The sequence below is a fragment of the Pseudomonas sp. PvP025 genome, from assembly GCF_017832155.1.
Classification (GTDB): Bacteria; Pseudomonadota; Gammaproteobacteria; order Pseudomonadales; family Pseudomonadaceae; genus Aquipseudomonas.
The window spans coordinates 5,618,634-5,643,194 of the sequence record NZ_JAFIBJ010000001.1; the positions used below are offsets into that span (position 1 = coordinate 5,618,634).

A 24,561-nucleotide genomic window follows, 5' to 3' on the forward strand; every position below is an offset into this window, starting at 1 on the left:
TGGCAAGACTGGCCTACGACGCGACCAAGGGTTAATGTGCGCGGCGGTGAGCCTTCTATAGACTGTGCCCCGGTTCACACACTTGAGCCAAATTGTCCTTCATGACCGCTGGCCGCGGCATGATTTAGCCAGGCGTCCAACCGTACGCCTGGCCTGTTCTGAGGAGTACGCATGGCTGTCTACAACTACGACGTGGTGGTACTGGGTTCCGGCCCGGCTGGAGAAGGCGCGGCAATGAACGCCGCCAAAGCGGGGCGCAAGGTGGCGATGGTCGACAGCCGTCGCCAGGTCGGCGGCAACTGCACCCACCTGGGCACCATCCCGTCCAAGGCCTTGCGTCACTCGGTCCGCCAGATCATGCAGTTCAACACCAACCCGATGTTCCGGGCCATTGGTGAGCCGCGCTGGTTCTCCTTCCCGGACGTGTTGAAAAGCGCCGAAAAAGTCATTGCCAAACAAGTGGCCTCGCGTACCGGCTTTTACGCCCGTAACCGCGTCGACCTGTTTTTCGGCACCGGCAGCTTCGCCGACGAGCAGACTGTCGAAGTGGTCTGCGCCAATGGCGTGGTCGAGAAGCTGGTGGCCAAGCACATCATCATCGCCACCGGTTCGCGCCCGTACCGCCCGGCGGACATCGATTTCCACCACCCGCGTATCTACGATAGCGACACCATCCTGAGCCTGGGCCATACCCCGCGCAAGCTGATCATCTACGGCGCCGGTGTGATCGGCTGTGAATACGCCTCGATCTTCAGCGGCCTGGGTGTGCTGGTCGAGCTGGTGGACAACCGCGACCAGTTGCTCAGCTTCCTCGACTCGGAAATCTCCCAGGCGTTGAGCTACCACTTCAGCAACAACAACATCACCGTGCGTCACAACGAAGAGTACGAGCGGGTCGAAGGCCTGGACAACGGGGTGATCCTGCACCTCAAGTCCGGCAAGAAGATCAAGGCCGACGCCTTGCTGTGGTGCAACGGCCGTACCGGCAACACCGACAAGCTGGGCATGGAAAACATCGGGGTCAAGGTCAACAGCCGTGGCCAGATCGAAGTGGACGAGAACTACCGCACCTGCGTGACGAACATCTACGGCGCCGGCGATGTGATCGGCTGGCCGAGCCTGGCCAGTGCGGCGCATGACCAGGGTCGTTCGGCCGCCGGCAGCATTATCGACAACGGCAGCTGGCGCTATGTGAACGACGTGCCGACCGGGATCTACACGATTCCCGAGATCAGCTCGATCGGCAAGAACGAGCACGAGCTGACCAAGGCCAAGGTGCCTTACGAAGTGGGCAAGGCGTTCTTCAAGAGCATGGCGCGGGCGCAGATTGCCGGTGAGCCGCAAGGCATGCTGAAAATCCTGTTCCACCGCGAGACCCTGGAAGTGCTCGGCGTGCACTGCTTCGGCTACCAGGCCTCGGAGATCGTGCACATCGGTCAGGCCATCATGAGTCAGCCGGGTGAGCAAAATACCCTCAAGTACTTTGTGAACACCACGTTCAACTACCCGACCATGGCTGAGGCCTATCGGGTAGCCGCCTACGACGGCCTCAACCGGCTTTTTTGAGCGGCTCCGGCCGGTGGCCTGAGCCGGCCGGGGAGACCGATTTCAGTAATTCCCGAGGGTGGCAGTGGCCAAACCGGGAAAGTCTGTAATCAGGCTATCTACGCCGAAGTCGGCGAGCCGGCGCATCAGCGCAGGTTCGTTGACTGTCCACACCGACACGTGCAAACCCTGGCGCTGGGCTTTTTCCAGCCGTTCAGGGGTGCACAGTGTCCAGTTCAAGGCCAGGTACTCACAGCCGTAGTTCTGCGCGACCTTCAACGGATCGAGCCAGGCGTATTCGGCCACCAGCCCGCGTGACAGGTCCGGGGTGAGGTCCACCGCCGCTTTCAATACTTCCCGCGAGCTTGAGGTGACGGTGACCTTGTCCATCAGGCCAAAGCGCACGGCCATCTCGCGAATCGCCAGCACGGTGGTCGCGGCGCGGGTGCGTGAGGCGCTTTTGACTTCCAGTTGCCAATGATCGAAATCGCACTGTTCGAACAACTGCTCCAGGCGCGGGATCGGGCACGGCTTCACCCAGCCGGGTCCGCCTTTGCGCGCATCCATTTTCACCAGGTCCGCCGCTGAATACTCGACCACCTTGCCGCGCCGGTCGGTGGTGCGCTTGAGGGTCGGGTCGTGGATGACCATCAGCTCGCCGTCCATGGACAGGTGCAGGTCCAGTTCGCAGCGGCGTACGCCGTGCTTGAGGCATTCCTGAAAGCTGGTCAGGGTATTTTCCGGTGCTTCGCCTTTGGCACCGCGATGGCCGTAGATCAGGGTCACAGTTGCTCCTTTGCGCCAGGGTGGCTGGCGTAGTGAATTCGTAGTCAGAGGTCGTCGCTTTGTTCCCGCGCCAGGCGGCGTTCCTGCGCCTGTTTCTGCAGGATGTAGCGTGCCAGCAATTGGCGTTGGGCATCGGTCATGGATTCGAATTCCGTGGCCACCTCAAAGCCGTCGTCCTGTGGCGTGCACTGGGTGACTCGCGCACGCAGCAGCAGGCCGAGCGCCTGGGGCATCAGCACCAGCTTGACCGCCAGGTGCGAATCGGGTGCCACGGGGGCCGGGTGATGGAAGTCGATGCCGCCCTCGGAGATGATCACCGGCTGCGGCGCGCCGACTTCATCGAGCAGGCCGCGCGCCATGATCTGGCTGAGCAGGTCCAGACGTTTGTTCTGCACGCGCAGGAAGGCGGCGAGGGTGCGATCCTTCTCGCTCAGTTGGCGCAGCAGGTGCTGGGCTTCGAATTCGCTGAGGTGCAGTTCGCTGAGCAGATTGAACAGCGGTGAATCATCCAGCAACACTTCCTTGCCCGCCGCTTCGGGGGCCGACAAGGTTTTGATTTGAAGTGCGATCATGTCGTCGATACGGTAGTATTCGCGGCGCTCTTCTTCATCTAATGTCGACATGGCGAACCCCAGTTAGCGGCAATGGTCTGAGTGTAAAGCTGCTGACCAGCCCCCGCCACCGGGACGTCTTCTTTTCCTCCGAACAAGCCCCGACATGTTCAGACCTCTCTTCGTATTTATCGGCACGCGTTATACCCGTGCAAAGCGTCGCAATCATTTTGTGTCGTTCATTTCCCTGACCTCGATGATCGGTCTCGCCCTGGGCGTGGTCGTGATGATCGTGGTGCTGTCGGTGATGAACGGCTTCGATCATGAGATGCGCACCCGCGTGCTGGGCATGGTGCCCCACGCGACCATCGAGGGCGATGCACCGATCAGCGACTGGCAAAGCCTGGCCGCCAGGGTCAAGCAGAACCCCAAGGTGCTGGCCGTAGCGCCCTTTACCCAGATGCAGGGCTTGCTGACCCATGACGGCAAGGTGCAGAAAATCCTGCTCAATGGCGTCGACCCGGCCCAGGAACGCAACGTGTCGATCATCGACAAGTTCATGTTGCAGGGCAAACTCGACGACCTGGCTCCCGGCAGCTTCGGTATCGTGATCGGCGACAAGGCGGCGGCCAAGCTCGGCGTGGGCGTCGGCGACAAGCTCACCTTCGTCGCGCCGGAAGTGACCGTGACCCCGGCCGGCATGTTCCCGCGCATGAAGCGCTTTACCGTGATCGGCACCTTCCACGTCGGCGCCGGCGAGATCGACGGTTACCTGGGCCTTACCAACCTCACCGATCTTGCGCGCCTGCATCGCTGGCAGCCGGACCAGGTGCAAGGCCTGCGCCTCAAGTTCAACGACCTGTTCGATGCGCCGCGCGGCGCCTGGGAAATTGCCCAGCACCTGGGCGAGTCCGAGTACTACGCGCGCGACTGGACCCGTACCCATGGCAACCTGTATCAAGCCATCCGCATGGAAAAAGCCATGATCGGCCTGCTGTTGCTGCTGATCGTCGCCGTGGCCGCGTTCAACATCATCTCCACCCTGGTGATGGTGGTGAATGACAAGAAGGGCGATATCGCGATCCTGCGTACGCTCGGCGCCACGCCGGGGCAGATCATGGCGATCTTCATGGTGCAGGGCACCGTGATCGGCGTGGTCGGCACCCTGATCGGCACGGCGGTCGGGATCCTGGCCGCGCTCAATGTCAGCGCCGCGATTGCCGCGCTGGAAAAAGTGCTCGGTCACAAGTTCCTCAACGCCGACGTCTACTTCATCGACTACCTGCCGTCCCAGGTTCAGGCCCAGGACGTGTTGATGGTGGGCGGCGCCGCGTTGGTCCTGAGTTTTCTTGCCACCCTGTATCCAGCCTGGCGCGCGGCACGTACCCAGCCAGCACAGGCCTTACGTTATGAGTGAATCGGGCATGAGTGAAAAAGCAATCCTGAGCTGCCGCAACCTGGGCAAATCCTACGAGGAAGGCCCGGAGTCGGTGGTGGTGCTGTCCAACCTGCAACTTGAGTTGCATCCGGGCGAGCGCGTGGCGATCGTCGGCAGTTCCGGCTCGGGCAAAAGTACCTTGCTCAACCTGCTGGGCGGCCTTGATACGCCGTCCAAGGGCAGCGTATGGCTGGCTGGCGAAGAACTGTCGGCCCTCGGTGAAAAGGCCCGTGGCCAGTTGCGCAACCGCTCGCTGGGCTTTGTGTACCAGTTCCACCATCTGCTGCCGGAATTCACCGCGCTGGAGAACGTGTGCATGCCGCTGCTGATCGGCAAGACCGCGATCCCCGAAGCACGCCAGCGCGCCAAGGCCTTGCTCGAGCGCGTGGGCCTCGGCCATCGCCTGGAGCACAAACCGGCCGAGTTGTCCGGCGGCGAGCGCCAGCGTGTGGCGATTGCCCGCGCCCTGATCAACAACCCGGGACTGGTGATGCTCGACGAGCCCACCGGCAACCTCGACTCCCACACCGCCCAGGGCATCAAGGACCTGATGCTGGAACTGAGCACCCAGATGCGCACCGCGTTCCTGGTGGTGACCCATGACATGAGCATGGCCCGCCAGATGGATCGCGTGCTGCATCTGCAGGAAGGTCATCTGGTCGCCATCTGACCCGTTTCAGGCCCGGTGCTTCACGTGCCGGGCTTTTTCATTTTTTCAGACGGTGCCCGCTAATGTTCAGACCGTTATCGATTTTCATCGGCACGCGCTATACCCGCGCCAAGCGCCGCAACCGTTTTGTCTCGTTTATCTCGATGACCTCGATGATCGGCCTCGCCCTGGGCGTGCTGGCGATGATCGTGGTGCTCTCGGTGATGAACGGTTTCCAGCGTGAAATGAGCTCACGCATCCTCGGCATGGTGCCCCACGCCACCATCGTCGGCGTGAAGCCGATGGACGATTGGCGGCCGGTGGCAGCGGCGGCGATGAAAAATCCTGAAGTGACCGCTGCCGTACCTTTCACCCAGATGGACGGCATGTTTTCCTACAAGGGCGCCATGCAGCCGATCGAGATCAGCGGCGTCGACCCGGCACAGGAAGGCAAGGTGTCGATCGTGGCCCAGCACATCGTGCGCGGCAAACTCGACGACTTGAAGGCCGGCGAGTTCGGCGTGGTGATCGGTGACATCACCGCGCGGCGCTTTCGCCTGAACGTGGGCGACAAACTGACCCTGATCGTGCCGGAAATCAGTACCGCCCCCGGCGGCATCACCCCGCGCATGCAGCGCTTGAACGTGGTGGGTATCTTCAAGGTCGGTGCCGAGCTGGATGGCTCCATGGCGTTGATCCATATGGCCGACGCCGCCGAGATCCAGCATTGGCAACCCAATCAGGTGCAAAGCGTGCGCCTGGCGGTAAAGGACTTGTATGCGGCGCCCAAGGTCTCGGCCGATATCGCCGCCAGTCTCGGTGCGGCCTACAAACCGGATGACTGGACTCACACCCAGGGCAGCCTGTTCAGTGCGATGAAAATGGAAAAGACCATGATCGGCCTGTTGCTGCTGATGATCGTCGCCGTGGCAGCGTTCAACATCATTGCCACCCTGATCATGGTGGTGAACGACAAGGGCGCGGACATTGCGATTTTGCGCACCATTGGCGCCACGCCACGGCAGATCATGGCGATCTTCATGGTGCAGGGCACGGTCATCGGGATTGTCGGCACCCTGATCGGCGGCGTGCTGGGGGTGATTGCCGCGCTTAATGTAAGCGAGCTGGTGGGCTGGCTGGAGCGGGTGAGCGGGCAGCATATCTTCAGTTCGGACGTGTATTTTGTCAGCAACCTGCCCTCGGAGCTGCAAGGTGGGGATGTGCTGCTGATCTGCACGGCGGGGTTTGTATTGAGCTTTCTGGCCACGCTGTACCCGGCGTACCGGGCGGCGAAAATCGAGCCGGCGCATGCCTTGAGATATTCCTGATTCGATCATTGTGGGAGCGTTGAAATGACCTTGCGTACATCCTTGTTATTGGCAGGCTGCCTGCTGGTGTTGAGTGTCGATGCTCTGGCCGACGCGGCGCACGGCTTCGCCTTTGGTCATCCGTCGGCGGCGGATAAAGCCACGCGCAGTGTCGAGGTGACCCTGCAGGACATTGCGTTCGCGCCCAAGTCCCTGGATGTAAAGGCCGGCGAGACCGTGCGCTTTGTGCTGGTCAACAAAGGCCAGTTGCTCCATGAATTCAACCTGGGCGACGCGGCGATGCATGCCGAGCACCAGAAGGAAATGCTGCAGATGCTGGCCAGCGGCATGCTCACGTCCACTGGCATGGCGAAGATGGATCATGCTGCCATGGGCCATGGTGCGATGAAGCACGATGACCCGAACAGTGTGCTGGTGGAGCCGGGTAAAACCGCCGAGCTGACCTGGACCTTCGCCAAGGCCACCGGTCTTGAGTTCGCCTGCAACCTGCCGGGGCACTATCAGGCAGGAATGGTCGGCACGCTGACCGTTGAGTGAGGCGATGATTAAGGGCGGGCGCAAAGGCTGGTAGACTGGCGCGGTTTATTCAGCCAGGTTCCCGTCATGCATCCCGCCGCCGAACACTCACCGCTGGGCAAGTCCAGTGAATACATCAGCACCTATACCCCTTCGTTGCTGTTCCCGATTCCGCGCGCAGCCAAGTGGGCCGAGCTGGGCCTGAGCGCCGAGACCCTGCCGTACAAGGGCGTGGACTTCTGGAACTGCTTCGAACTGTCCTGGTTGTTGCCTTCGGGCAAGCCGATGGTGGCCATCGGCGAATTCAGCATCCCGGCCGACTCGCCGAACATCATTGAATCCAAGTCCTTCAAGCTGTACCTCAATTCACTGAACCAGACCGCGTTCGCCGATACCCAGGACCTGCAAGCCACACTGCACAACGACCTGAGCTTTGCCGCCGGCAAGCCGGTGAGCGTGCGTATCCGCAGCCTGGCCGAGGTCGAGGCCGAAGGCGTGATGGCCTTGCCGGGGGTGTGCATTGATGCATTGGATATCAGCGTCAGCAACTATGAGCATCCGCGCCCGGAACTGCTGCGCTGCGACGATTCGCGCGTGGTGGAGGAGAGCGTGCACAGCCACTTGCTCAAATCCAATTGCCCGGTCACCAGCCAGCCGGACTGGGGCAGCGTGGTGGTGGACTATCGCGGTGCGGCGTTGGATCACGCCAGTCTGCTGGAATACCTGGTGAGCTTTCGCCAGCATTCGGACTTTCATGAGCAGTGTGTGGAGCGGATTTTTCTCGACCTGCAGCGCTTGCTCAAGCCTGAAAGGTTGACGGTGTACGCGCGCTATGTGCGCCGTGGCGGGCTGGATATCAACCCGTATCGCAGCACTGAGGAGGTGGCGTTCCAGAACGTGCGTCTGGCGCGTCAGTAGCCTGCACATAAAACCCAATGTGGGAGGGAGCAAGCCCCCTCCCACATGAAGCGTTTAGATACCGATGTTGCCCAGGGTGATCATGATGTTGCGCAAGGTCCCGGAAATAACCGGGTGATCAGCGTCGAACTCAATGGCTGCCTGATTCACGTCGTCGGAAATGCTCGGCGTCTGGGTGGCCGGCTCCAGTTCAAGTTGCGTTTCAAACCTGGCAAGCAGGGCTTCCAGCGCTTCACGCTTTTCGGCCGGCAGTGGCGGATCCTGTTCCAGTTGCTCGCGCAGAATGTTGACCTGTTCTTGCAGTTTTTCGCGGGCAGGCATGGTGTTCTTCCTTTTATCGATAGGCACTGGCATAGACCGCGGCGTGCCGCGAAAGGTCTACGGGCTGATCGGTAGATTAATCCACTGCGGCCCGCCGTGCATGCTCTCGATCAGGGCTTCTCGCCTTTGAACCGGCGCAGGCTGATGTCCGCCAGGCAGGTGCCGAGTTCACCGAGGTGGTCGATCACCGAGTGCACACCCAGCCCATACAGGGCCACAGTCGCCTTGCCGCGCTTTTGCTCGCGTTGCTGCTCGGTGAGCGCTTGCCACTGCTCGGGTGCCAGGCCGCACAGCGAGCCGCAGGAAGCCAGGCCGATGGTCCACAGGCCGGCGTTGAGGCCCGATTGCAGCAGGCGCGGCTCGCCGCTGACCAGCACGCAGCCTTCCAGGCGTTCGATGTTCAATTCCATCAAGGCTTGCCAGCACGCATGAGGCGCGGGCCAGCGAATGGAGGAGGGCGATGTGGCCTTGATCCAGGCGGGCAGCGTAGCCGCCAGGGGCGCGGTCACCGAGGGCGGCAGTTCATCCAGCCAGGCGCAGGGCACGCCTTGTTCCTTCAGGCTGCGCAGACTGTTCAGTGCGCCGGGGGTGGCTTGGGAGTCGGGGGCTGGCGAGTCATTGCGGGCCAGGGAACCGAAGTCCACCAGGCAGCCACTCAGGCCAAATAGCACGGCAGTCAATGACGGGGCCGTGGCGACGGCAATCTCAGCGTGTGGCATCAGAACATCCCTGAAATAGCTCTGACGCTATCGAGTCGGCATGACAAATAAATGACACCGAGGCTGATTGTGAGAAATTTGCGCATTTTTCGTAAGACGTTTCCAGGTGGCTGCCTAAACCCGCACTTCCGTCATATACTGACGGCCAAATTCAGGGCATAGCGCCCATGACAGATCATTCAAGGAGCAAAAGCTATGCGCTGGAGCCAGTACTTCGCTCAGCTGTCGGTGTGTGCCACCGTACTATTCGTACCCTTTGCTGCACAGGCGGCATCGGAAGATGATCCATGGGAAAGCGTCAACCGCCCCATCTTCACCTTCAACGATACGGTTGATACCTACGCCCTCAAGCCAATTGCCCAAGGCTATCAGTTCATCACTCCGCAATTCGTGCAGGACGGCGTGCATAACTTCTTCCGCAACATCGGCGATGTCGGCAACCTCGCCAACAACGTGCTGCAGCTCAAGCCGCACAACGCTGGCGTGGACACCGCCCGTCTGTTGGTCAACACCACCTTCGGCGTGCTGGGCTTCGTCGACGTCGGCACCCGCATGGGCCTGCAGCGCAGCGATGAAGACTTTGGCCAGACCCTCGGTTACTGGGGCGTGGGCAGCGGTCCTTACGTGATGCTGCCACTGCTCGGCCCAAGCACCTTGCGTGATGCGCCGTCCAAATACGTCGACAGCTACACCTCGCCGTACCGCTACATGAATGACATCGACTGGCGCAACAGCGTCTTCGGCTTGAACCTGGTCGATACCCGCGCCAGCCTGCTCGACAGCGAAAAGCTGATCACCGGCGACAAATACACCTTTATCCGTAACGCTTACCTGCAGAACCGCGAGTTCAAGGTCAAGGACGGCAAGGTCGTCGACGACTTCTAAGTCGAGACGTTTTGAAACGAAAAAGGCGACCCAATGGTCGCCTTTTTTGTGCGCAGCTTTTAGCGCATTTTCAGGATCCTGAGCCCCAGTTGCTGTTCTTCGCCCGCCGTCTTGGCCCATACCACTTCGGTATCAGCCTCCAGGCCCTTGAGGGCGGCGTGCTCCGAATCGATGCGGACGGTCAGCTGATCGCCGACGTTGAACTGGCGAGGTGCCTGCACCTGCATGCCGGAACTGGAAAGGTCCACGCAAACCCCGGCAATTTCCTGCCCGGCATGGATCAATGACACATCGGCATCCACCCGCATGCGGATGAAATCGCGTTTTTCAGCGTAGTCGCGCTCGTGTTCGCTCACAGGTTCCATCCTTACTTTGTGTTGTGGTGGTAGCTGTTCTTATAACTCCCGGTGATTTGCGGTGTAAAGAGGCTCGGCGACCATCGGCGTGAGCTTGAAACCCCTGACGGATGGGAGTACCGTCTGCGCCTTAGAAGGGCACCTCTGCTTTACAGTTGTGCGTGGGCAAAACGCCCGTGCTTTGTAGGACAGAGAGGCTAGAAAGCGAATCCAGTAGTGTGAGCCCGGCCATTGTCGCGCTGCCTACGCCAACCTAATTCTGGCGCCGTTTGCCCACATGCAAAAAACCAGTGCCACGCTGCTGATAATCGATGACGACGAAGTAGTGCGCGCGAGCCTCGCGGCCTATTTGGAAGACAGTGGCTTCAGCGTCCTGCAGGCCAGCAATGGCCAACAGGGTCTCCAGGTGTTCGAGCGCGACCAGCCCGACCTCGTGATCTGCGACCTGCGCATGCCCCAGATGGGCGGCCTGGAGCTGATTCGCCAGGTGACCGAGCGCGCGCCGCAGACGCCGGTGATCGTAGTGTCCGGTGCCGGCGTGATGAACGATGCCGTCGAGGCCCTGCGCCTGGGCGCCGCCGATTACCTGATCAAGCCCCTGGAAGACCTGGCCGTGCTGGAGCATTCGGTGCGCCGCGCCCTTGACCGCGCGCGCCTGCTGCAGGAAAACCTGCGCTACCGCGAAAAGCTCGAAACCGCCAACCGCGAACTCGAAGCCAGCCTGAACCTGCTCCAAGAAGACCAGAACGCCGGTCGCCAGGTACAGATGAATATGCTGCCGGTGAGCCCCTGGACCATCGACGACTTTCAGTTCGCTCACCAGATCATCCCTTCGCTGTACCTGTCGGGAGATTTTGTCGACTATTTCCGCGTGGATGAGCGCCGTGTGGCGTTCTACCTGGCCGACGTGTCCGGTCACGGTGCGTCCTCTGCATTCGTCACCGTGCTGTTGAAGTTCATGACCACACGGCTGTTGTTCGAGTCCAAGCGCAATGGCACGCTGCCGGAGTTCACGCCTTCGCAGGTACTGGGCCACATCAACCGGGGCCTGATCAGCTGCAAGCTGGGCAAGCACGTAACGATGGTGGGCGGCGTGATCGATGAAGAAACCGGTCTTTTGACCTACAGTATTGGCGGTCACTTGCCGATGCCTGTTCTATACACTCCAGACAGTGTGCGTTATCTGGAAGGCCGTGGTCTGCCGGTGGGCTTGTTCAATGAAGCCACCTACGAAGACCATATCCTGGAACTGCCGCCGACGTTCAGCCTTACGCTGATGTCCGACGGCATCCTGGATCTTCTTCCAGAGCCTACACTCAAAGAGAAAGAAGCCGCCTTGCCCCAAAAGGTCAAGTCGGCGGGCGGCAGCCTGGATGGCCTGCGGCAGGTTTTTGGATTGGCCACGCTGGGGGAGATGCCGGATGATATCGCCCTACTGGTGTTGAGCAGGAATCTTTGATGAGTACCGGAAGAATCCAATTCGCCGAGCAGGACGGAACCTTCGTCCTCAAATTCGTCGGTGAAGTGCGCCTGACCTTGTGTTCAGCGCTGGATGCGACGATTGAGCGGATCTTCACTGCGCTGAACTTCTCGGCGATCGTGATCGATCTGACCGAAACCCGCAGCATCGACAGCACCACCCTGGGGCTGCTGGCCAAGCTGTCCATTCTGTCGCGGCAGAAGGTCGGCCTGTTGCCCACCGTCGTCACCACCCACGACGACATCACCCGGCTGCTGCAGTCCATGGGCTTCGATCAGGTGTTCAACATCGTCGACCGTCCGATCCCGTGCCCGGAATGCCTCACCGACCTGCCGTCCCAGGACCAGTCCGAGGAGATCGTGCGGGTCAAGGTGCTGGAAGCGCACAAGATCCTGATGGGGCTCAACGAGTCCAATCGCGAAGCCTTTCACGACCTCGTGAATGCTCTCGAACGCCACTGATCCCCCACTGCTGGAACACAATCAAATGTGGGAGTTCGGCTTGGGATCAGCGACCACAAAAAAGGGCGGCACCCTCACAGGTGCCGCCCTTTTTGCTGCTGCCTGCCTTTACAGCTTGGCAGTCAACAACGCCTCCAGTTTCTCCTGATCGCGGGCAAACTGACGAATCCCCTCCGCCAGCTTTTCGGTCGCCATCGCATCCTCGTTGGACTCCCAACGGAACTGCGCTTCAGTCATATGCACCCGCGCTTCCCCGGCGTGCCCTGGCGACAGCTTGCGCTCAAGCTTGCCTTCATCGGCCGCCAGCTTCTCCAGCAGGTCCGGGCTGATGGTCAGGCGATCACACCCGGCCAGCTCTTCGATCTGGCTCAGATTACGGAAGCTCGCACCCATCACGACGGTCTTGTAGCCATTGGCCTTGTAGTAGTTGTAGATGCGCGTCACCGACTGCACGCCCGGGTCATCGGAACCGGTGTAGTCGTTGCCATTGGCCTTCTTGTACCAATCGTAGATACGGCCCACGAACGGCGAAATCAGGAACACCCCGGCCTCGGCGCAGGCTACGGCCTGGGCAAACGAGAACAGCAGCGTCAGGTTGGTCTGGATGCCTTCCTTTTCCAGTTGCTCGGCGGCGCGGATGCCTTCCCAGGTGGAAGCGATCTTGATCAGCACGCGGTCGCGGCCAACGCCGGCTTTGTCGTACAGGTCGATCAGACGGTGCGCACGCTTGAGTACGGCGTCGGTGTCGAACGACAGGCGGGCATCCACCTCGGTGGAAATACGCCCCGGCACCACCTTGAGAATCTCCTGACCCACCGCCACCGCAAAACGGTCACTGGCCAGGCCGACATCGCCGTTGCAGTCCTGCACACACTCGTCCAGCAGCTTGGCGTAGCCCGGGATCGACGCGGCCTTGAGCAGCAGGGAAGGGTTGGTGGTAGCGTCCTGCGGCTTGAGCTTGGCGAGGGTGGAAAAATCGCCGGTATCGGCTACCACGGTGGTGAATTGCTTGAGTTGTTCCAGCTTGGAAGTCATGGGCGTGCTCTGTCCTATGGGTCTGATGACATTACCCGAGCGCCAGCAGGCGCTCAAGGGCGCAAATGCGTTCGATCGTTTGCGAGGGCAACAACCTGAAAACAGCCGTTTGAATGGCGGGCCTTACTCGGTAATTGGAGGCCGCAATCGGTGGCAGGTTCAACCCGATTACCGGATGCCATCCCGATCACAATGTGGGAGGGGGCTTGCTCCCGATAGCGCCAGCCCAACCACCACACATTAACGATCAACGCCCTTCCAGCAATTCCCCCGCCTGATCCAGCAACGCCAACGGATCCGCAGCCTTGTGAATATCCACTGACAACAACTGCCGAAATTTCCGAGCCCCCGGAAACCCGGTGCCCAACCCCAATATATGCCGAGTAATGTGATGCATCGTCCCACCACTGGCCAGATGCTCAGCAATATAAGGCCGCAACTGCACCAACACCTGCGCCCGACTGATCACCGGCGCCTCGCTTCCAAACAACCTCTGATCCACCTGCGCCAGCACATAGGGATTGTGATAAGCCTCGCGGCCCAGCATCACCCCATCGAACGTCTGCAAATGCGCCTCGCACTCCTCCAGCGTCTTGATCCCGCCGTTGAGAACAATCTCCAGCTCGGGAAAGTCCTGCTTCAACTGCGCCGCCACGTCATAGCGCAATGGCGGAATGTCACGATTCTCCTTGGGCGACAACCCCTCCAGAATCGCGATCCGCGCATGCACGGTAAAACTGGTACAGCCCGCATCCTTCACCTGCCCGACGAAATCACACAGCTGGGCATAACTGTCCCGTCCATTAATGCCGATACGATGCTTGACGGTCACCGGGATCGACACCGCATCACGCATCGCCTTCAAACAATCGGCCACCAGCGCCGGATGCGCCATCAGGATCGCGCCAATCATGTTGTTCTGCACCCGGTCACTCGGGCAGCCGACGTTCAGGTTCACCTCATCGTAACCGGCAGCCTCGGCCATGCGAGCACATGCAGCCAGGTCGGCGGGAACACTGCCACCTAACTGCAATGCCAGAGGGTGCTCGGCTTCGTTGTGGCGCAGGAAGCGCTCGTGATCACCGTGAAGGATGGCGCCGGTGGTAACCATCTCGGTGTAGAGCAAGGCGTGTTTGGAGAGCAGACGCAGGAAGTAGCGGCAGTGGCGGTCGGTCCAATCCATCATGGGTGCAACACTAAAGCGCCGAGACAGTGCGGGGCTTGATACTGCTGGGCTAAAGCTCTGTTTATCTAGCATTTTACTCAACGTGTTCTGGGCATGTTTTGGGGCGTTTTCCGGCGTTTTTAAAGCCTCGGTGGTACGATGTACCACTCAGAAACGGATGCGTACCACTTTCTATATGGCGACTATCAGGGCAAGAAAACTGGCAGATGGGACGGTGAGCTACACGGCTCAGATCCGCATCAAGCGCGACGGAGTGCAAGTCTATCAAGAGAGCCAGACCTTCGCCCGAAAACAGGCCGCTCAGGCTTGGGCACGTAAGCGCGAGACGGAGCTGGATGAGCCAGGTGCGATTGAGCGGGCAAGCCGCAAGTGCGCCACGGTTAAGGAGATGAATGCTCAGTATTTGGTCGAGGTGGAAAAGGCCCGACCACTGGGCAAGACCAAACGCGCGACGCTAACAGCAATCGGCGAGACATACTTGGGCCAGTTGGCCGATACAGAAATCAACACCCAGGCCCTGGTCGACTTTGCCTTATGGCGAATGAGCAAGGAGGGCGGTGGGGTTCAGCCACAAACCGCCGGCAATGACCTGGCGCACCTCGGCGCTGTACTGGCGATTGCCAAAGACGCGTGGGGATACCAGGTCGATCCGCTCGCGATGGGCGGCGCTCGGCGGGTACTGAGGAAGCTCGGTTACAACCTGAAAAGTCGCGAACGTGACCGCCGGCCGACGCTGGACGAGCTGGGAAAGGTGCTGCAGCACTATGAGGACATGCAAGCGAGGCGTCCGACTGTCACCAATATGATGAAGGTCGTGGGTTTCGCCCTGTTCTCCACGCGTCGGCTGGATGAGATAACTCGTATACGCTGGGCGGACGTTGACGAGCCTGGTCAGCGGGTGCTGGTGCGCGACATGAAAAACCCTGGGCAGAAGATCGGCAACGATGTGTGGTGCTATCTGCCGGACGAGGCGTGGCACATTCTCCAGACAATGCCGAAAGCCGGCGAAGACATATTCCCTTACAGCCCTGAGTCAATTTCCACGTCTTGGGCAAAAGCCTGCAAGTTTCTGGAAATTGCAGATCTGCACTTTCACGATCTACGCCACGAAGGTATCAGTCGCCTTTTTGAGATGGATTGGGATATCCCGCGAGTGGCGAGTGTTTCCGGCCATCGGGATTGGAATTCGATGCGGCGGTACACCCACCTGCGTGGCAAGGGGGACCGCTATTTGGGATGGGAGTGGCACCAAAAGATATTGAGGGCGCCCGTCCAACTGGGCGCCGCGTCAATGAAGTGGCTCAAACGACGTGTTTTAACCCGTTGATCTGGTTGTGCTCTTTAACTGCGGCTGCGCGTTGCAGGTCCAAGTACGCGGCCAGGTCGATGAGGTGGACGCCCTTGGCTGACTTCTGGCTGAGCTCCAGGCGGGTGATGGGCAATTTGATCTGACCGCTCATCACCTTGCGCTGGAACATGTCTGGTGTGAGGTGGGTAAAGTAATCCCGGCAGAGCTGTTCCAGCGAGATAATCGCCTGGCCATCGTATTGGGCCATCAGGATAAAGGCTGTATTCATCGGATCTCTCCAAACAGAGACAGGCGATTCAAATGGTGTCGTAGCGAGGTGTGGTAGCCTCTGCCATGTCGCTTTGGGGTTGATTCACTTGCATGGTGGTTCTCCTTTTGGTGGCAGGTGTCGGGGAGTTGGCGCTCCTCGACACCATCTTTCAGGCCGATTTGGCCTGGTCTTGCTCAATGATCGTTATGACTTCGTCTCTGTCTTTCGCATAAGCGAAGGGCAGTTCGCCTCCTGGGCGAGTGACGGGGTAGCGCGACTCCGGCAACCGGCAAAGCGCGACGGTGTAGCCGTTGTCGGTAACCCAGCAGTTCTGCTGGATTTGCCCGTCCCTATTGCGTTTCGGCGCCCATTTCATGCCCACGCCCTTATCAATTCTTCCCAGATGGCATCTCCGTTGGGGATATACGTGTGCACTTCTTGCTCCGGCGAGTAGTCCAGTTGCAGCACCGCCAGGCAGTCGTCGAACAGTGCGGTGTCGAGGCCGCGCAGGCTGGTCAGGACAAAGGGGTAGTCGCGGCCGTTGTAGAGCCCGAGCAGAAAGCGACCGATCACGGCGCTCTGGCCTGTATCGCGCTGGGCGACAGGGACCAGCCGGGCCAGCGCTTCAATACCGGCCTTGCGGATGGCAGGGCGCTTGGCTTCGAACTCCTGCAGTTGCTGGAACCAGTTGGGTTGCTGTTTTTGGGCAGACGTAGTCATGCGGGTTCTCCTTTCGAAGGCCGGGTCAGTAGGGGATGTTGTCGAAGAAGGCGATGTCGTGAACCAACTTCCTGGTCTCAAGCTGAAGGCGCTGCGGAACCGCGAGAAGATTGCAGAGCAGGTCAACCAGACAGATCATCTGTGCACAGTTGAGGGCTGTGCGCCCGTTGAGGTCCGTCCCGTATTTACGAGTGAGCTGGCCTTGATATGCGGGTAAAAAAGCCTTGAGACTGCTGCAAATCCATTCACCAGACTGCGCAATCTCGATACCGAACGCACTTGCCTCAGCTGCGTCGACGTTGCCAATGGCTTCCGGCCGGATTCTTGGCGTATGGGCGTCGTGAGCTGAGAGATCGACCGTCACCATTCTGCTGGTCACCGCATCACTGCATTCCAGCCGTTGGTTGGCGGTTATCACCAAAGCCCCGCGGAATGTCACTTCCTCACTCATGCCATCCCCCGAGCGAACGCTCACCCTGCCGGAGCTGAAAAGCGGCTTCAATTCGTCCCAGTCAATGGATTGGCCTACCTCGCCTTGTTCCTCACAAATCACAATCCGTTGCCCTGCGCTGGCAAACGTGCGCGCACGCCCGGCTGGAGTGGAATGCCCCAGGAAGTTGGAATAAGGCGTTTGCCCGTTCAGCTTTTGGAGGTAGCCCAGCAGCAAACTCTTGCCGCTGCCGGCGGCGCCGACGATCTGCAGGAATGGGAAGCTGGTCTGGTCCTCACGAATTCGGCCCGCATGCACCGCTCCCATCCACCAGGCCATAGCCAGTACCCCGCGCGCGCCGAAGTAGGCGACAAAGTCGTTGAAGCGAATGGCCGATTTGAGTTCGTTTTGCATGGTGCTGCTCCTGTTGTTGCGGTGGTTAAACGCCCTGGAATACCCAGCAGCGAATGGTTTTCGGTTTGTCGAAGGCGTCGACCTGGCGCGCCGAGTTGACGGGCTTGTTCGATTCCAGAAATTTGGGTGACTTGCTCGTCTTAAGCAGGCGTTTCAGGTCGCTCAGCGGCGGCACTTGCTGGCGTTTATTGGCGGCCATTTCCACAAACTCGTTGAGGTTCACGGCGATCAGCCCATCGCGGCGCGCATGGTTCAACGCGGCTTTCTCGTCCATGCCATTGAGGAATTCGTACAGGTCCCAAAACTCGCGCACGGTCGGGTGGTCGGCGTTGATTGCCTGCTGCCGCTCCAAGGCCATACGGTTGATTTCAGCGTGCGCAAGTGCCTTACGGCGGTCTCCCAGCGGCACGACGCTGGCCAGTGCGTCCACCAGGCTGCGCAACTGGGCGTGGTTCTTGGCGATACGCACGGTGCGCACGCCAGGCAAGGCCAGCAGCTCCTGTTCGTAGCCGGAGGTGTTTTCTTCCATCAGCCGCATGGTTTCGCTTTCGCGCTGCAGCGCCTTGACCAGGAAGCCGCTGATGCTGTCCATCGGCATGCGCTCCAGCTGCTCGGCGTACTGCTTGGTCTCTGGCGTGTGGTGCTCACGTGTCAGGTGGACGTGGCAGATACGCTGCAGGATTGGTTCCGAGGCGTTCACCGGGTTGTTCTGCGCGATCAGCAGGGCGGCGCGAAACGGCGGTTCGTGGGTGTCGTTGCCGTTGTTTTTCACACCGGTGGAGCGGACGCTACGGCCGTTGTAGGCGGTTTTCAGTTCGTCCCAGTCGAAGTGTTTAACCGGTTGGCCTTCCTTCTGTTCACGCTCTGACTCGATCAACACCACCGGTAGGTTGCTGACCTGCGAAAAGTTGCGCGCGCGGCTTGCGGCGGTCGCCTTCGACGGGTCAAAGCCTTCGTAATCAGTACGCCCGACCGACTTCCAGAGCAGCTCTACCAGGGTGGTCTTGCCCGAACCGGCTTCACCCACCAGCTCCAGGAACATCAGTGACTTGTGGATCTGGCGGATCTGCTCGGCGTGCAATGCGCCCAACCACCAGGCCAGCACCACCAGGCCCTGTACGCCAAAGCAGCGCCAATAGATGTCGAACCAACCTTCGTTGTAGGCGTTGAGGTCGGTGTTGATGTGCAGCACCGGTGACTGGCTCTGCGACTTGATGCTCAGCTTGCCGAGGTCGAAAAAGTCTTCCTTGTTGCGTACCTGCGCTTTGCCGCCGTAGAAGGCCAGGTCGTTGAAGACATAGGCGCCGTGGTCGCGGCTGTAGCCGATCCATTCGATGGTGTTGACGGATTTGAGGTTGTCGAGCTGAGGCGCAAGAATTCGTTTGAGCTGCTGGGCGCTGCCCTCAAACATTGCGCCGTTGGAGACGTTGAGCAGGCGGTTAGCGAACTCAGGTGCCGACGTGAGCTGCTTGGCCGTGAACGTGCTCTTGATGGCGGGCCCCTGCGGGCGCTCGATGCGGAAGTAGTACCAAGCCTCGTCGGTCAGGTCATTGCGCATGTAATACAGCGCTTGGAAGTTGCAGTTGGCGATACTGGTCACTGAGCCCGACTGGCGCAGTGCCTTGTAGCGCCGCTGTTCATCAGTGAGCAACTGGTCTTCATGTCGCTCAGAGCTTTCCAGATCGCTCATTGCGCGGTCGTACTTATCAATGTCCAGCCGAAACCAGTACAGACGCTTGCGGAACGTGAAGTTGAATTCTTTGCGCTCGTCGCGCAGGTAAATGAGAAAACCTTTTTCCTCAGCAGAATCAGCCAGCAGCAGGTCGCCGTGGTGGCGTGCTTCATCAAGGTCCTGCTCGATCTGCTCGGCGCGCTTATCATCGCCTTCGATCGACTTCCACCGCAGGTGCAAGTCGTTCCAATCAACCTTCTTGCCATTGGGCTGGGGGATCACTGCCGCCTTGCAGATGAAGCCCAGATCGCGAGCTTCCTTCGCCCAGCGGCGCATGTTGGCCTTGGCAACTGGCTCGTTATCAAGCGCCCAAACCAGCACCGGCAGGCGCTTGTCCGCGTCGTGGCGCAGCTTGACCAGGGCCTTTAGCGAATCAATTGGGCACGGCGCGCTGGACATCATCGACACGGCCGATACGTCGTTGTGCACCAAAGCGATAGAGTCAAAGATGCCTTCGACTATATACAGCTCGTCCCCTTCCAGAAGGTCCACGCTCGGCGGGCACCACCAGACGCCTTTGTAACCGGGCTGGCCTTCGCCAGTCGGCCGGAAGCGCGCTTTCATCTTGCCGAACCGGTCCGGCCGATCTATCAAACGCTCCCAGTAACCGCCTTTCTCAAGGGGGAAACGCACCGTGGCGCTGCCGATGTTTTGACGGCCATCCCAATAGTTTTCCTGGCTGAACCAGCCCGTGATCAGCTCAAATTTGAAGCCCCGGGCAAACTCCAGGTAGGCGCGTGCCGTGGCAAGCGGGTTGTCGGGTGTCGATGGAGCGGTCTTGCTCCAGTCGTTGAATAGGTCGTCATAGACGTCTTTGACGTAGACGCGGTGGTCGCATTTCTCTGGCCGTCCGCAGATCAGCGTCCAGGGAGAGTCGTAGAACGTGTACAGGGTCTTCTGGCGGCAGGCCGGGCAAACACCCTTACGCATGTAGTTGGTGTTGGCCATGTGCTTGAGCTGGTAGTCCCGCTCAATGCGTTGGATGACGTCGGCGCGCAGCCTTTGTTCCATTTCCATCGTGGCTTACTTCGCTTCGTCGAGACTGTGTTTAAGGGCGCCAATCAGGCTTTTACGTGCGGCCATCGCGGGGAAGGCCACTAGCAACGAGCCGTGCCGCAAACCCTCGGGGATCAGGCGAAAGCGGTCGTCATACCAATGCTCGTTGAGCAGCACCGCGTATTGCGCACGTAGCTCAACGAGCAGTGCCTCAGCGTGGTCGCGGGGCAGTTTTGCGGTGATGGCGATGTCGATTTCCATGGTCCACCTCGGATTGCGGGCAAAGCTCACCCAAACCCATTGGGAATGGGGCAGGGCGGGTGTTTAAAGGGAAGCGTTACTGAGGGTGTGGCTTGTGTACGGTGCTGCGCTGGTCGAGCAGTTTCTGCGGCAGAAACCGAGCCGAAACCGGGAAGCGTTGGTCCGCGAGAACATCCACCAGGTGGACACGGGTGCTGTCCGACCCGCTCGCCCAATCGACGCCAATCCAACGGCGCTTTTTGATCACCTGCAGTTCTGTCCAGGCGTTGTGGACAAGTTTCGGTGCCATGAACACGGGCACTTCCAACGCAAGTGTCAGGTGGCGAATGCAGCGATCGAACAACAGATCGGAATCCACCAGGTGTTCTGCCTCATGGCGTTGCAGGTATGCGAAAGCAGCGTGTTGCATGCTGCTGCGGTAGTCATGAGTTTGTTGATCAAGGTTCATCACGCACGCTCCATTTCCAGTTGGTCCAGCAGATCGGGTTGATCGTTTTTCGACTTGAGGTTCTGACGGGCAAGGAGTCGAACTTTGGTCGGCGCCGTGGGCAAAACCGTCAGGGGCCGCTCAATGCCCGACGGGCTGAGCTGATACTCCCAAACCAACGAGCCGGAGAAGGTGGCGCCGCAGAGCAAGTTGGTGCATTCCGAGTACATCGAGCGGAAGCAGGGTGTCTGCCCCTCGGAGGTACGGATGCGCATGGAACTGTTGCAGCAAGGGCACACCAGCTTGTATGTACTCACTAAACGGCTCCCTGGCTGTAAAGCTGGATGGTTGCAAAGACTTCGGCGTACCGGGCTGACATGTACGTGATCAGGGCGGCGACAATCGCGTCGGCCTCACGCTTTTCGATCACCCCGTCATCCAGCGCCGCAGCCATGATCTGGTCGACTTTGCCCCGCTGAGCCGACGCTTTGAGCGAGCGGCTGTACAACTCGACGTTGTCCAAGGTGTCCGGGAGGCTCAGGGGCACGAACATGCCGCCGTACATGGATGCGATGTAGTCGGCCAGGAACGTGGTACCGGCGACTTGCTCCAGACGGTGAATGTGTTCGTCGGTCAGCGGACGACTGCCGGCATTCTCGTAGGCCTGGTTGTCGAACTTCTTAAGCGGCATGCCGAGGTCAGCCGAGGCGTACTGCCGACCGCCAGGGTAGGCGCCGATGACGGCCATAACGACGCTCTTTCTGCTGTCTAGAACTGGGCGTTTCATCTTCTGGTTTCCCCTTGGAGCCAGAGGCCCTAGTTTGCAATCTCGCCGTCTTTAATGCCGAGCAGTACGGCAGCGCGGTGAGCTTCACCGCGCAAGCACTTCTTCTGTCCGTTCAAAACCGCGTAGACCGTCGATGGGTTGAATTCATGTTCTTCGGCCCAGTCTTTGGCTGATATCCCGAGACGTGCGAGACGGTCACGGGCCTCTTGGCATGCTTGCTCGATGGGGGATGCGTTCGGCATAGTCTCGTTTCGTGTGGTTTCGTGTGATGGCAGGGGAAGAATATTCAACGTGTGTTGAATAGTCAACTCAATAAGGGGTCGTTTTGTTGAATATCGGTGAAAGGCTGAGGGAGGAGCGCGTCCGCTTGGGATTCAATCAAGCGGATTTCGCCGCTATTGCCGGTGTGGCAAAGACCTCTCAGTTCAACTACGAAAAGGGCGATCGAAGTCCTGATGCTGATTACCTCGCCGCTGTTGCGGAAAGAGGTGTGGACATCCTTTACGTCGTCGTTGGTCAGCGGCTACCTGTTGCAGAACCGACGCTGTCTTCTGACGAAGTTGAGATGGTCGAACAGGTGCGGGCGCTAGACGATGAAGACAAAGGGGCAGTGAAGAGGCTGCTTCGTGCGTTCAATCGAAAACAATAGGGACAGTCGGAATGAATCAAGGAATGAGAGCTTCAATATTTATCGGCGGACTTCTTTTTTCAGTGGTGGTGCACGCTGACGTGAGGGTCAAGACGGTATCGAGTGGGGATTTCGGCGATGCTTGGCCGTTCACTGTCGGCAGCGTCGACCTCATGTGCGACGGCCCGTCACCGAAGGCACTGGCGAGAACGGCTGACGGAACTGTTTACGCACTGAATGGAAGCGCCCGATCCCAGGCTAGGAGTCGCGGTTGGTCAGACGGACAAGACATTACGAAGCAAGATCCGTCCATACCGGCCATTAAGATGGACTACAGCCAGCTCGTACAAATCGCGCAGGAGTTATGCGCTAAGCCTTGATTTCTTTGCTAAAAATTGTGACGGAGGCTGGTGGCATTCCCACACGTACTGAAAATTCCTCGCTCCTCCGGGTGCTTTAGTTGGCACCTAGGTTGGTGCCGGGCACTCGGATGTGCTGAAGGGAGCAACACATGTCTACGAGTAAAAAGGTGCAGGCCGAGCAGTCCGACAACGTTGAATTTAAGGATCTGAATCAGCGTGAAAAGTTAGTGTTGCAGATGTTCCGGCAACTTGATCAGCAGCAGCAAAAGGACATTCTGCGATTCATGGCTGTGCTATTAAACACTTAATGACTGAGGAACCCGGCTGTGCCGGGTTTTTCTCTTTACGGCGTGCTGAATATCACACCCCTACTGCTTGCATCCTCTTCCACTCACGATCTACCGCTCGCTTGGCCGTCTTCTCACTCGCATACAGCCAGCGCAACCGCCTCGGCCTTGTTTGATCCCCCGCAGTAATTGTTTTTTCTTTCCCGGTTTTCTGATCGCGGTAGTAGGCGATAATCCCCGTGTAATCTCCCTTGTTCTCTTCTGCCAGGTCTTCAACATTGTCCTCTGGGAGCTTGCTTTCCAGCTCCAAGCTGACTGTATAGCCGCTGTTCGGGCTCAGGCTGTGCTGCACATTGCCGCCGTACCAGATGATCTCGTCGATCTCATCCTTGACGCCCTGCAGTGTGTAGGTCAGTTCGGGGATCAGATCCGGCCGGCCCATCGCGAGCGTGTAGCTGAGCGTGGCGCTGCCGCGCTGCAGGCGTCGAAATTCGGCCCTCGCGGCCCTGAGTGCTGACTGCTGGTCGCTGTAGGTGTGGCGCAGGTCTTTGAGATTGTCACCGCCGCCGGCAATCGCTTCCTGTTTCTTAGCGCTGTGCACGTCGTAAAAATATGCACGCACCCCGTCGTAGCTGTCGCGATCTGCCTGCAAGTAGCGGTGCTGGTCACCATGGGCGCGGGTGAGGGTAATGTGGGGCAGGGGGAGCCCGCTGGCCGTCTTGCCGCCACCGGCGGGGATGCACAGCAGGCACCCAGCCTTGACGCTGGCCACCGCGTCGAACTCTTCGCCCAAGCGGGTAATCAGGTTGGCATCCGACTCGTTGGCCTGGTCAAGCTGCAAGATCGGCAGGGCACCGAGCGCACCGGCCACAGTCGACGTGAGGTTGTTTCCCATGGCGATGTCGCCGATGACCTTGCCCAGCGTGGTATTGCTCCAGCTGCGTTCGCGTTTGGTCTTCAGCCCTTTACGCAGATCTGCAGATCGAGCGCGAATGCTGAGCACGTCCGGTGCGCCAGTGTGTTCCGTCTCGTCGACGGTGTAGGTGCCTTTGTCGACCAGGCCGGTGTCGCTCCACCCCAACCATAAACGTAGCACCGCGCCCTTGGGCGGTATCGACAGCAGGCCGTCATGGTCGCTCAGCGTAATCGTGAGCTGGTCGGCCTCGACGCCGCGGTTGTCTGTGAGATCGAGGTTCATCAGCCGCGGGCTCACCTTCATGGCGATATCGTTGCCGTCCACTGTGAGACGGAAGGCAGGGACAGGGTAGGCGGCATCCCGAACGAAGCGTTCCGCCGTGTCCACCAGGTAACCGGTGACTTTGGACAGCGCGGCCTCTATCACAACAGCCCCCGCAGAATGCTGAGCCCGGTACTGGTCGCGGCGCCGAGCAGGTCGATACGGTCATCATCGGTACGCTTGAGCGTAAGGGTGAACTCAATGCGCTTTGGCGTGCCGTCTCTGAAAAATACAGTTTTGGTCTCGCTCAGGCTTTCGATCACCCACAACCCGTATATCCGGCCTGTACCTTCAACCATCGGCCAGGCCTTGCCGGTGTTCGCCATCAAACGCAGAGCGTCCAGGCTGAGCACGCTGCCAGCCAGTTCCGGGAGGATGATGCCGGGCAGGGTGATCGTGTCGTCGCCACGGCCTACAAACTGTAGTGCGGGTGCCGCCCCGACTCGGCTGTTGCTGGCATGGCGCCAATTGGTTTGGCGCTGCAGCTCCTGGTAAGCGAGGGTCGATAGGCTGAATACGAACATGCCGAGGCTGAGCATCATGGTGA

30 protein-coding genes are annotated in these 24,561 nt (G+C 59.7%); 12 read left to right on the forward strand and 18 right to left on the reverse strand.

Annotated elements, in window-relative coordinates; translation table 11 throughout:
• Positions 1-171: 171 nt before the first annotated feature.
• The gene (sthA, locus tag JOE32_RS24610) at positions 172-1,566 is read left to right on the forward strand and encodes a Si-specific NAD(P)(+) transhydrogenase (RefSeq protein WP_057009571.1); all 1,395 of its coding nucleotides are present in this window, start codon (positions 172-174) and stop codon (positions 1,564-1,566) included.
• A gap of 42 nt (positions 1,567-1,608) precedes the next feature.
• Here the strand turns inward: sthA and JOE32_RS24615 are convergent, their stop codons facing one another.
• Together JOE32_RS24615 and JOE32_RS24620 are read right to left on the reverse strand one after the other, a co-directional pair.
• Entirely contained in the window at positions 1,609-2,331 is a 723-nt protein-coding gene (locus tag JOE32_RS24615; RefSeq protein ID WP_057009572.1) for a glycerophosphodiester phosphodiesterase family protein, read from the reverse strand.
• 44 nt (positions 2,332-2,375) lie between these two features.
• Positions 2,376-2,954, reverse strand: a complete 579-nt coding sequence (locus JOE32_RS24620; RefSeq protein ID WP_209990140.1) for a PilZ domain-containing protein — start codon at positions 2,952-2,954, stop codon at positions 2,376-2,378.
• A gap of 94 nt (positions 2,955-3,048) precedes the next feature.
• Between JOE32_RS24620 and JOE32_RS24625 the strand changes: the two genes are divergently transcribed.
• The 5 genes from JOE32_RS24625 (at position 3,049) to queF (ending at position 7,731) form a co-directional block, all read left to right on the forward strand.
• On the forward strand, positions 3,049-4,299 hold the full coding sequence (locus JOE32_RS24625) for a lipoprotein-releasing ABC transporter permease subunit (RefSeq protein ID WP_209990145.1): 1,251 nt from the start codon (positions 3,049-3,051) through the stop codon (positions 4,297-4,299).
• A 7-nt stretch (positions 4,300-4,306) separates the two neighbouring features.
• The gene (gene lolD / locus JOE32_RS24630) at positions 4,307-4,990 is read left to right on the forward strand and encodes a lipoprotein-releasing ABC transporter ATP-binding protein LolD (protein ID WP_209990148.1); all 684 of its coding nucleotides are present in this window, start codon (positions 4,307-4,309) and stop codon (positions 4,988-4,990) included.
• A 62-nt stretch (positions 4,991-5,052) separates the two neighbouring features.
• Positions 5,053-6,297: a lipoprotein-releasing ABC transporter permease subunit gene (locus JOE32_RS24635; RefSeq protein WP_209990150.1), complete on the forward strand. Its 1,245-nt coding sequence runs from the start codon at positions 5,053-5,055 to the stop codon at positions 6,295-6,297.
• A gap of 24 nt (positions 6,298-6,321) precedes the next feature.
• Positions 6,322-6,834: a cupredoxin family protein gene (locus JOE32_RS24640; protein WP_209990154.1), complete on the forward strand. Its 513-nt coding sequence runs from the start codon at positions 6,322-6,324 to the stop codon at positions 6,832-6,834.
• A gap of 66 nt (positions 6,835-6,900) precedes the next feature.
• A complete protein-coding gene (queF, locus tag JOE32_RS24645; RefSeq protein ID WP_209990156.1) occupies positions 6,901-7,731 on the forward strand; it encodes an NADPH-dependent 7-cyano-7-deazaguanine reductase QueF in 831 nt (276 codons plus the stop codon).
• Between the two features lie 54 nt (positions 7,732-7,785).
• Here queF and JOE32_RS24650 read toward each other — a convergent pair whose 3' ends face one another.
• Both JOE32_RS24650 and JOE32_RS24655 read right to left on the reverse strand, forming a co-directional pair.
• Entirely contained in the window at positions 7,786-8,052 is a 267-nt protein-coding gene (locus JOE32_RS24650) for a DUF4404 family protein (RefSeq protein WP_057009578.1), read from the reverse strand.
• A 110-nt stretch (positions 8,053-8,162) separates the two neighbouring features.
• The gene (locus JOE32_RS24655; RefSeq protein ID WP_209990161.1) at positions 8,163-8,771 is read right to left on the reverse strand and encodes an HAD family phosphatase; all 609 of its coding nucleotides are present in this window, start codon (positions 8,769-8,771) and stop codon (positions 8,163-8,165) included.
• 195 nt (positions 8,772-8,966) lie between these two features.
• Between JOE32_RS24655 and JOE32_RS24660 the strand changes: the two genes are divergently transcribed.
• On the forward strand, positions 8,967-9,656 hold the full coding sequence (locus tag JOE32_RS24660) for a VacJ family lipoprotein (RefSeq protein ID WP_057009580.1): 690 nt from the start codon (positions 8,967-8,969) through the stop codon (positions 9,654-9,656).
• A 59-nt stretch (positions 9,657-9,715) separates the two neighbouring features.
• Here JOE32_RS24660 and JOE32_RS24665 read toward each other — a convergent pair whose 3' ends face one another.
• Positions 9,716-10,012: a PilZ domain-containing protein gene (locus JOE32_RS24665; RefSeq protein WP_057009581.1), complete on the reverse strand. Its 297-nt coding sequence runs from the start codon at positions 10,010-10,012 to the stop codon at positions 9,716-9,718.
• A gap of 277 nt (positions 10,013-10,289) precedes the next feature.
• Here JOE32_RS24665 and rssB point away from each other — a divergent pair, with 277 nt between their 5' ends.
• On the forward strand, positions 10,290-11,471 hold the full coding sequence (rssB, locus tag JOE32_RS24670) for a two-component system response regulator RssB (RefSeq protein ID WP_209990164.1): 1,182 nt from the start codon (positions 10,290-10,292) through the stop codon (positions 11,469-11,471).
• Positions 11,471-11,953 (forward strand): anti-sigma factor antagonist RssC, encoded by a 483-nt coding sequence (gene rssC / locus JOE32_RS24675; protein WP_003235194.1) that lies wholly within the window; start codon positions 11,471-11,473, stop codon positions 11,951-11,953. Before rssB ends, rssC begins: the two co-directional genes overlap by 1 nt.
• A gap of 108 nt (positions 11,954-12,061) precedes the next feature.
• Here the strand turns inward: rssC and tal are convergent, their stop codons facing one another.
• Positions 12,062-12,988, reverse strand: a complete 927-nt coding sequence (gene tal, locus JOE32_RS24680; RefSeq protein WP_209990167.1) for a transaldolase — start codon at positions 12,986-12,988, stop codon at positions 12,062-12,064.
• Between the two features lie 247 nt (positions 12,989-13,235).
• Entirely contained in the window at positions 13,236-14,246 is a 1,011-nt protein-coding gene (dusA, locus tag JOE32_RS24685; RefSeq protein ID WP_209990169.1) for a tRNA dihydrouridine(20/20a) synthase DusA, read from the reverse strand.
• 103 nt (positions 14,247-14,349) lie between these two features.
• Between dusA and JOE32_RS24690 the strand changes: the two genes are divergently transcribed.
• Complete coding sequence (locus JOE32_RS24690; protein WP_124436310.1) at positions 14,350-15,501, forward strand: site-specific integrase; 1,152 nt, start codon at positions 14,350-14,352, stop codon at positions 15,499-15,501.
• Here JOE32_RS24690 and JOE32_RS24695 read toward each other — a convergent pair.
• The 9 genes from JOE32_RS24695 to JOE32_RS24735 all read right to left on the reverse strand — a co-directional run bounded on the left by JOE32_RS24695 (position 15,476) and on the right by JOE32_RS24735 (position 21,742).
• Entirely contained in the window at positions 15,476-15,751 is a 276-nt protein-coding gene (locus tag JOE32_RS24695) for a pyocin activator PrtN family protein (protein ID WP_124435127.1), read from the reverse strand. The two genes, JOE32_RS24690 and JOE32_RS24695, sit on opposite strands and share 26 nt — an antisense overlap.
• Before the next feature lie 354 nt (positions 15,752-16,105).
• Positions 16,106-16,453 (reverse strand): hypothetical protein, encoded by a 348-nt coding sequence (locus JOE32_RS24700; protein WP_124435129.1) that lies wholly within the window; start codon positions 16,451-16,453, stop codon positions 16,106-16,108.
• Between the two features lie 25 nt (positions 16,454-16,478).
• Entirely contained in the window at positions 16,479-17,297 is an 819-nt protein-coding gene (locus JOE32_RS24705; RefSeq protein ID WP_209990172.1) for a hypothetical protein, read from the reverse strand.
• Between the two features lie 25 nt (positions 17,298-17,322).
• Positions 17,323-20,040 (reverse strand): toprim domain-containing protein, encoded by a 2,718-nt coding sequence (locus JOE32_RS24710; RefSeq protein ID WP_209990731.1) that lies wholly within the window; start codon positions 20,038-20,040, stop codon positions 17,323-17,325.
• A 12-nt stretch (positions 20,041-20,052) separates the two neighbouring features.
• Entirely contained in the window at positions 20,053-20,286 is a 234-nt protein-coding gene (locus tag JOE32_RS24715) for a hypothetical protein (RefSeq protein WP_116079536.1), read from the reverse strand.
• 76 nt (positions 20,287-20,362) lie between these two features.
• Positions 20,363-20,734 (reverse strand): hypothetical protein, encoded by a 372-nt coding sequence (locus JOE32_RS24720; protein WP_124435132.1) that lies wholly within the window; start codon positions 20,732-20,734, stop codon positions 20,363-20,365.
• Positions 20,734-21,030: an ogr/Delta-like zinc finger family protein gene (locus JOE32_RS24725; RefSeq protein ID WP_057709693.1), complete on the reverse strand. Its 297-nt coding sequence runs from the start codon at positions 21,028-21,030 to the stop codon at positions 20,734-20,736. The genes JOE32_RS24720 and JOE32_RS24725 overlap by 1 nt, the downstream gene beginning before the upstream one ends.
• Entirely contained in the window at positions 21,030-21,500 is a 471-nt protein-coding gene (locus JOE32_RS24730; protein WP_124435133.1) for a YmfL family putative regulatory protein, read from the reverse strand. The genes JOE32_RS24725 and JOE32_RS24730 overlap by 1 nt, the downstream gene beginning before the upstream one ends.
• Positions 21,501-21,529: 29 nt before the next feature.
• Entirely contained in the window at positions 21,530-21,742 is a 213-nt protein-coding gene (locus JOE32_RS24735; RefSeq protein ID WP_124435134.1) for a DNA-binding protein, read from the reverse strand.
• Between the two features lie 86 nt (positions 21,743-21,828).
• Here JOE32_RS24735 and JOE32_RS24740 point away from each other — a divergent pair, with 86 nt between their 5' ends.
• Both JOE32_RS24740 and JOE32_RS24750 read left to right on the forward strand, forming a co-directional pair.
• Entirely contained in the window at positions 21,829-22,149 is a 321-nt protein-coding gene (locus JOE32_RS24740) for a helix-turn-helix transcriptional regulator (RefSeq protein ID WP_209990176.1), read from the forward strand.
• A gap of 490 nt (positions 22,150-22,639) precedes the next feature.
• A complete protein-coding gene (locus JOE32_RS24750) occupies positions 22,640-22,798 on the forward strand; it encodes a hypothetical protein (protein ID WP_164487813.1) in 159 nt (52 codons plus the stop codon).
• A gap of 52 nt (positions 22,799-22,850) precedes the next feature.
• Here the strand turns inward: JOE32_RS24750 and JOE32_RS24755 are convergent, their stop codons facing one another.
• Positions 22,851-24,119, reverse strand: coding sequence for a phage late control D family protein (locus JOE32_RS24755; RefSeq protein WP_209990180.1), 1,269 nt, complete (start codon positions 24,117-24,119; stop codon positions 22,851-22,853).
• Positions 24,116-24,556 carry a phage tail protein gene (locus JOE32_RS24760; RefSeq protein WP_124435138.1) on the reverse strand — a complete coding sequence of 147 codons (441 nt, stop codon included), beginning with the start codon at positions 24,554-24,556 and terminating at the stop codon, positions 24,116-24,118. The genes JOE32_RS24755 and JOE32_RS24760 overlap by 4 nt, the downstream gene beginning before the upstream one ends.
• Between the last annotated feature and the right edge of the window lie 5 nt (positions 24,557-24,561).